Annotated in this window: 8 protein-coding genes and 1 riboswitch; of the genes, 7 read left to right on the top strand and 1 reads right to left on the bottom strand. The window is 31.1% G+C overall.

The annotated features are described in order from the left end of the window. The first annotated feature begins 116 nt into the window (after positions 1-116). A riboswitch (Lysine riboswitch) is annotated at positions 117-290 on the top strand. 88 nt (positions 291-378) lie between these two features. From HUU89_RS14265 to lysA, 4 genes are read left to right on the top strand one after another with little or no spacing between them, the layout of a single operon-like run. After that, positions 379-855, top strand: a complete 477-nt coding sequence (locus HUU89_RS14265; RefSeq protein WP_032091049.1) for an ACT domain-containing protein — start codon at positions 379-381, stop codon at positions 853-855. Positions 856-857: 2 nt separating this feature from the next. Beyond that, positions 858-1,751, top strand: coding sequence for a 4-hydroxy-tetrahydrodipicolinate synthase (gene dapA, locus HUU89_RS14260; RefSeq protein WP_119364247.1), 894 nt, complete (start codon positions 858-860; stop codon positions 1,749-1,751). A gap of 1 nt (position 1,752) precedes the next feature. Beyond that, positions 1,753-2,496, top strand: coding sequence for a 4-hydroxy-tetrahydrodipicolinate reductase (dapB, locus tag HUU89_RS14255; RefSeq protein WP_032091257.1), 744 nt, complete (start codon positions 1,753-1,755; stop codon positions 2,494-2,496). Positions 2,497-2,507: 11 nt separating this feature from the next. Further along, a complete protein-coding gene (gene lysA, locus HUU89_RS14250; RefSeq protein WP_175302109.1) occupies positions 2,508-3,806 on the top strand; it encodes a diaminopimelate decarboxylase in 1,299 nt (432 codons plus the stop codon). A gap of 212 nt (positions 3,807-4,018) precedes the next feature. On the opposite strand, the gene HUU89_RS14245 is transcribed toward lysA, so the two are convergent. Next, a complete protein-coding gene (locus HUU89_RS14245) occupies positions 4,019-5,038 on the bottom strand; it encodes a LacI family DNA-binding transcriptional regulator (RefSeq protein ID WP_175302108.1) in 1,020 nt (339 codons plus the stop codon). A 179-nt stretch (positions 5,039-5,217) separates the two neighbouring features. On the opposite strand from HUU89_RS14245, the gene rpe reads away from it, so the two are divergent. Genes rpe through HUU89_RS14230 form a run of 3 tightly spaced genes read left to right on the top strand, consistent with a single transcriptional unit; the run spans position 5,218 to position 7,113 of the window. Continuing rightward, the gene (gene rpe, locus HUU89_RS14240) at positions 5,218-5,871 is read left to right on the top strand and encodes a ribulose-phosphate 3-epimerase (RefSeq protein WP_175302107.1); all 654 of its coding nucleotides are present in this window, start codon (positions 5,218-5,220) and stop codon (positions 5,869-5,871) included. An 11-nt stretch (positions 5,872-5,882) separates the two neighbouring features. Next, complete coding sequence (locus HUU89_RS14235; RefSeq protein ID WP_175302106.1) at positions 5,883-6,182, top strand: PTS sugar transporter subunit IIB; 300 nt, start codon at positions 5,883-5,885, stop codon at positions 6,180-6,182. Position 6,183: 1 nt separating this feature from the next. Continuing rightward, positions 6,184-7,113 carry a hypothetical protein gene (locus HUU89_RS14230; protein ID WP_175302105.1) on the top strand — a complete coding sequence of 310 codons (930 nt, stop codon included), beginning with the start codon at positions 6,184-6,186 and terminating at the stop codon, positions 7,111-7,113. Positions 7,114-7,179: the final 66 nt, after the last annotated feature.

The following is a 7,179-nucleotide window of genomic DNA, read 5'->3' as shown; positions in this document are numbered from 1 at the left end:
AGACTAAAATCCACTTTGTCATATCTAAAGTGGAATTTAACTTTTCACTTTAGATAAATGAAAAATAATAAGGCTTATTATTGTATACTATTTAAAGATGTGATAAAATCTATTCAAATAAAGATAGAGGCGCAAGATGTTATGAGATTATTATTATTTGATGCAACAAGGTAATGAAGGAGGAGCACTTGCCGAAAGATTGTATCTATTGCATGAGGTATAATCTTGGGTGTCTAGGGAAGACCTATTCAACTGTCATTATCTAAAGGTAATGGGGAGCTATCATTGATAACGAATTTTTTTGTTGCAATGATACTCATTGCAATTTTTTATTTGTCACTTTTTATATGAGGATGAATAAAATATAGGGAGGAAATTATGAACGATATTATTGAAGCTATAAGTTGTGAAAGAGAAATCATTCAACTTAAGTTATTAAATGTACCAAAACATCCTAAAATGATTGCGAAAATCTTTTCTATATTAAAAGATGAAGAAATTAATGTAGACATGATTTCACAAGTTACTGTTGATGATTTTGTTCAAATTGAAATTACATTAGATCAAGAATTCCAATTAAAACTAAATCAAGCAATCATGAAATTAAAAGATGAATTTAAACAAATTCAAATTTATCAAATTAGAAAATACGCTAAAGTTGCTGTTGGGGGAAAATTGGTGGAAACAACACCAGGTTTAGCAGCTGAAGTATTTGATGTCTTAGGACAAGCTAATATTCATTTTTATCAAATTACGACAAGTAAAAGAACAATTTCTTTAGTTATTGATAAAAAGAATTTAGATCAAGCAATTCAATTATTAAAAGAAAGATTTCATATCGAGGAGGATAAATAAATATGACAATTTTTGAAGGAAGTGCAGTTGCACTTGTATTACCAATGTTTGATAACGGAGACATTGATTTTGAAGGATTTAAAAAACAAGTTCAAAGAATGATTGATGGTGGTGTACAAGCTTTACTTGTAAATGGAACAACAGGTGAAACAGCAACCATTACAATTGAAGATGAATTTAAATTATTAGATCTAACATTAGAACTTGCGAAAGGAACAGGGGTTAAAGTTATTTGTGGAGCTGGTTCAAATGATACACAAACAGCTTTAAAGAAAGCACGTTATGCTAAAGAAAAAGGGGCAGATGCGATTCTTGTTGTAACACCTTACTACAATAAAACAAGTCAAAGAGGTTTAATTCAACATTATACAACAATTGCTGATGCTGTTGATATTCCAATGATTTTATACAATGTACCAGGAAGAACAGGATTAAATATTTCAGTTGATACCGTTGTTGAACTTGCTAAACATAAAAATATTCAAGCAATGAAAGATGCCACTGATAATATTGCTTATGCCATGGAAGTTTTAGCGAAAACAGCTGATTTAGACTTTGATTTATATTCAGGATGTGATGATAATATCCTTCCATTTATGGCAGCTGGAGGAAAAGGAGTTATTTCTGTTACTTCTAACTTATATCCAGAAGCGGTAGAAAAATTAACACAATTAATTTTAAAAGGAAATATTAAAGAAGCACAACCATTAGCTTATGCTTTAGATCCTATTTCACGTTTATTATTTATTGATGTAAACCCAATTATGCCTAAAGCAGCTCTTGCTAAAATGGGTGTTTGTGGAGAATGTTTAAGATTACCATTAATTACAACAACTGATGAAAATAAAAAAGCATTATTTGATGCAATGGATGAATTTGAAAAATTGGGGTATTAGGATGAAAGTATTATTATATGGATATGGTTTGATGGGTAAGAAAGTTGCTCATCAATTAAGAGAAAAAGATGAGTTTGATTTAATTGGTGTGGTTTCTTATGAATTTGATGAAAAAGCACCAGAAGCAATGTATAGTAATTTAACAGAAGTCCAAGATCGTGCGGATGTGATTATTGATTTTTCACATCCAAACAATCTTGATGATATTTTAGCTTACGCTAAAAAGAATAAAACAAAAGTTGTTTTCGCAACAACTGGTTTTTCTAAAGAACAATTAGATAAGATTGAGGAAGCTTCTAAAGAAATTGCTATCTTCCAATCTTATAATACAAGCTTTGGAATTCAAATGGTGACAAAAATTTTAAGACAAGTTGCTAAAGAATTCTATGATAATGGTTATGATATTGAAATCTTAGAAAAACATCATAATCAAAAAATTGATGCCCCATCAGGTACAGCAAAACTTTTATATGAAGTAATGGAAGATGAAATTCAAGGAACAACACCTGTTTATGATCGTAGTTCACTTCATGAAAAAAGAAAAAAAGAAGAAATTGGTATTCAAGCCCTTCGTGGTGGAACAATTTTTGGTGAACATGAAATTATGTTTGCAGGATTAGATGAAATTATTGAAATTAAACATACAGCTTTATCAAAAGATGTTTTTGTTCAAGGTGCTTTGGCTGCAGCTAAAGCTTTACAAGATAAAGAAGCTGGTTTATTTACATTAAAAACACTTTATTAGGGAGAAAAGAAATGGTTTTACAAACTGAATTTGCACAAATTAAGGGAAACGATTTATACATAGATGATGTCAAAGCAACTGATTTAGTAAAACAATATGGAACACCACTCTATGTTATGTCTGAAGGACATATTAGAAAACAATTTAATACACTAAAAACAAAAATGATTGATAAATATGAAAATACATTACCACTATTTGCTTCAAAATCATTTTCGTGTAAAGCAATCTATAAATTAGCTATGGAATATGGAGTAGGAATTGACTGTGTTAGTGCAGGAGAAATCTCTGTTGCTTTAAAAGCAGGATTTGATCCTAAAAAAATCTATTTCCATGGAAATAATAAATTACCTTCAGAAATTCAATACGCATTAGAAAATGGTGTAGAAAACTTTGTTATTGATAACTTCTATGAAATTGAACTTGTTGAAGAAATTGCTTCAAAATTAAATGTCATAGTCAATGGTTTAGTCAGAATCACACCAGGTGTTTATGCGGGTGGACATGATTATATCCGTGTTGGAGCCAAAGATACAAAATTTGGTTTTTCAAGTCATGATAATACATACTTAAAAGCAATTAAAAAAGTTATTGATGCACCACATATCAACTTTGATGGAATTCATTGTCACGTAGGTAGTCAAATTGAAGAAATTCAAGCTTATGTACTTGCAATGAATAAATTTGTAGATATCGCTTATGAAATCTATGATATCTTTGGAATCGTTATTAATAAATTAAATGCTGGTGGTGGTTTTGGTATCCAATATACAGCAAGTGATCACCCACTAGAATTTGATGATGTTGTTTCAACGATCATGGATATCATCTATAAAGGTTTCGATAAAAGAAATATGAAAAGACCAATGGTCTTAGTAGAACCAGGACGTTATTGTGTAGGTAATGCTGGAATTACTTTATATACAGTAGGTTCTTATAAATATATTAGAGATATTAGAGATTATATTAGTGTCGATGGTGGAATGACAGATAACATTCGTTCATCATTATATAACGCTAAATACGATGCTGTTATTGCTAATAAAGCAGGAGAAGAAGCAAATCATTTAGTAACAGTTGCTGGTAAAAACTGTGAATCAGGAGATATTTTGATTAAAGATATTATGTTACAAGATCCTCAACCAGGTGATATTCTTGCAATGTTCTCTACAGGAGCATATCATTATTCAATGTCTTCTAACTACAACCAATTACCAAAACCTGCTGTTGTCTTTACATACCAAGGTCATTCTAAAGAAGTTATTCGTAGACAAACTTTTGATGATTTAGTAGCTTATGATGTAGATTAAAAAAATATAAATAGCCCCAAGGTTCATAACCAAGGGGTTTTTTGTTTTTATGACTATAAAGTGTACGGTGATAGAATCAAAGGCATATTATAAAATAATTTTTATAATATGCCGAGATGACCACCGAAAGATCGCCGAAAGACCACCGAAAGGCTTTAGAAAGGTGGTATTTAACAAGAATTTATACAAAAAAAGATCTTCTAAAAAGACCTTTATTTTGCTGTTGATTCTCTACGAACAACTTCGATAGGTAATATATATCTTTTTTGTAATTCTTCCGTATTTTCATTATTCATCAAATTAAGCAATAAATCACAAGCAGTTTTCGCAAGTGCTGGTGTGTTTTGTTTGATTGTTGAAAGTGATGGATGAGATGTAGAAGCGATAAAGATATCATCAAAACCAATCAATTTAACTTCTTCAGGAACTTTAATATTGTTTTCTTGTAACGCCACAAGTGCACCATAAGCTCTCCAGTCATTTGTCGCAAAAATCCCATCAAAAGGAATTCCACTTTTAATCAGTTTGTCGATTGCTTGTCTTGCTCCTTCGTAGTTTGCTTGATTAGCGTCTACAAGTATTTGTAATTCTTCTTTTGGTTCAAGATGATGATCTTTTAAGGCATCTAGATATCCTTTAAGACGTTGTCTGTTTACAGACAATGATTTATTTCTTGATAAAATCACAATATTCTTACATCCTTGATTAATTAATTCTTCAGTTGCTTGATAACCACCAGAATAGTGATTAGATTCTACATAATAAGCTTCACTATGATCTTTAGGCTTACGGTCAATACATACAATAGGAATATCTCTGCTTAAAAAATGAGTAGGTATTTCTTCAATTCCAGAAATACATATAATTCCATCTACCATTTTTGAATCAAGAGATTTAAAATAAGCAATCTCTTTTTGTTCATCTTGAGATGTATTACAAATAAAAACAGAATAATTATTATCAAAAAAATGTTTCTCAATTGCTAAAGCTAATTGAGAAAACCATGCATTATCTATATTAGGAACAATTAAACCAATTGTTTTAGACTTTGATGTTCTTAGACTTTTTGCTGCAATATTTGTTGTATATCCATATTCTTTAATAAGTGCTTCTACTTTTTCTTTTGTTTCTTTGGAAAAACGGCCATTATTATTAATTACCCTTGAAACAGTGGCTACGGAAACATTTGCCATTTTCGCAATTTCTTTAATTGAAATACTTTTTTGGGCCATAAAAGAACCTCCCTTACATTAAAATTATAAAGGAAAATGCTCTATTATTCAATGAAATTAAGGGTTTAAGATAACGGCACAACATATGCCATATATTTGTGTGGAAACGTTTACTCAAACTTCTTATAATGAAATTACAAAAAGATAGGAAAACGTTTACCTATAAAAGGAGAGGTTATATGGAAAAGTTATTATGTCCAAGTATGATGTGTGCAGATTTTGCATCACTTAAAACAGAAATTGAAAATCTAGAAAAGGGTGGAATCGATATCTTTCACTTAGATGTGATGGATGGAAGCTTTGTACCAAACTTTGGGATGGGATTACAAGGTATTGAATATATATGTAAGACAGCTACAAAACCATGTGATGTGCATCTCATGATTGAAGAACCAGCAAAATATGTAGACAAGTTTGCCCAATTAGGAGCAAAGATCATTTATATTCATCCAGAAACAGATCCACATGCTTGTAGAACATTACAAATGATCAAGGATGCAGGAGCCAAAGCAGGGATTGCAGTGAATCCAGGGACAACCTTTGAAACAGTAAAGGATTTACTTCATTTATGTGACTATGTGATGTTGATGAGTGTCAATCCAGGGTTTGCAGGACAAAAATATTTAGATTTTGTCACACCAAAATTTAAAAAGTTTGTAGAAGAAGCAAAGAACTATGGAGGATATGATGTCATGATTGATGGAGCATGTTCGCCAGAGAAAATAGAAATGTTGTCTAAGATAGGAGTCAAAGGATTTATATTAGGAACAAGTGCATTATTTGGAAAAGGAAGAAGTTATCAAGAAATTATTGAAGAATTAAGAAAATTATAGGGAAATGATTTATGAACATTTTATTAGTATGTGCAGCGGGTATGTCAACAAATTTACTTGTTAATAGAATGAACGAAGCAGCAGCTGCAAAAGGTATTGAATTACATATTGAAGCTCATCCAGTAGGAAGTATTGATCAATATGGTGATAGTGCAGATGTTATTTTACTTGGACCTCAAGTAAGATATGAACTAAAAAATGTAAAAGCAAAATACCCAGGTAAACCTGTAGAAATCATTAATATGCAAGATTATGGAATGATGAATGGAGCTAAAGTTTTAGACTTTGCTTTAGAATTAGGTGGAAAATAAGATGGTAACACGTTTAATAAGTGCGACGGGTGATGAAATTAAAGAAATGTCACCAATGGATTTAAAAGAATCAATTTTTAAATCTGAAGGTCGTGTTGTGATGGGACAACATTTACTATTTGCAGGGCCTGGATTAGTAAGAGGTGTTACAAATAGTGAATTAATGTTTGCTTTTGGGGCAGATATGGTTATGCTCAACACTTTTGATCTAGATGATTTAGATAATAATCCAGGGTTATGTGGTTTATCTTTTCAAGAATTAAAAGAAAAATGTAGAAGACCAATTGGTATTTATTTAGGATGTCCTAAAGCAGGAAGCGAAGATGGTGGTAAGAAAGCACTATACCGTCGAGAAGGAATGCTTGCAAGTGATGAACATGTCAAAAAATGTATTGAACTTGGTGCTGATTTTATAGTTTTAGGTGGGAATCCAGGAAGTGGAACATCTATTAAAGATGTTGTTGAAACTGCCAAAAGAATCAAACAAAAATATAAAGATAAAATCTTTGTTTTTGCTGGAAAATGGGAAGATGGTATTAATGAAAAAGTTTTAGGTGACCCACTTGCAAATTATGATGCAAAAGAAATTATTAAAGAATTAATTGATGCAGGGATTGACTGTATTGATTTACCTGCTCCAGGTTCTCGACATGGCATCAGTGTAGATATGATTCGTGAACTTGTAGAATATATACATTCATATAAACCGGGTACACTTGCAATGACCTTCCTTAACAGTTCGGTAGAATGTGCAGACCCAGATACAATTCGTTTAATAGCTTTAAAAATGAAAGAAACTGGAGCAGATATTCATGCTATTGGTGATGGTGGATTTAGTGGATGTACATCTCCTGAAAATATTCATCAATTATCAGTCTCTTTAAAAGGAAGACATTATACGTATTTTAGAATGGCAAGCGTCAATAGATAGAAGGAGAAGAGAAATGAAAATAGGAATTGGAAATGATCATGTAGCAGTAGAATACAAAAAAGAAAT

Source organism: Faecalibacillus sp. H12 (assembly GCF_013361255.1).
GTDB classification, from domain to species: Bacteria; Bacillota_I; Bacilli_A; order Erysipelotrichales; family Coprobacillaceae; genus Faecalibacillus; species Faecalibacillus intestinalis.
This window is presented reverse-complemented; position numbering and strand designations above follow the sequence as displayed.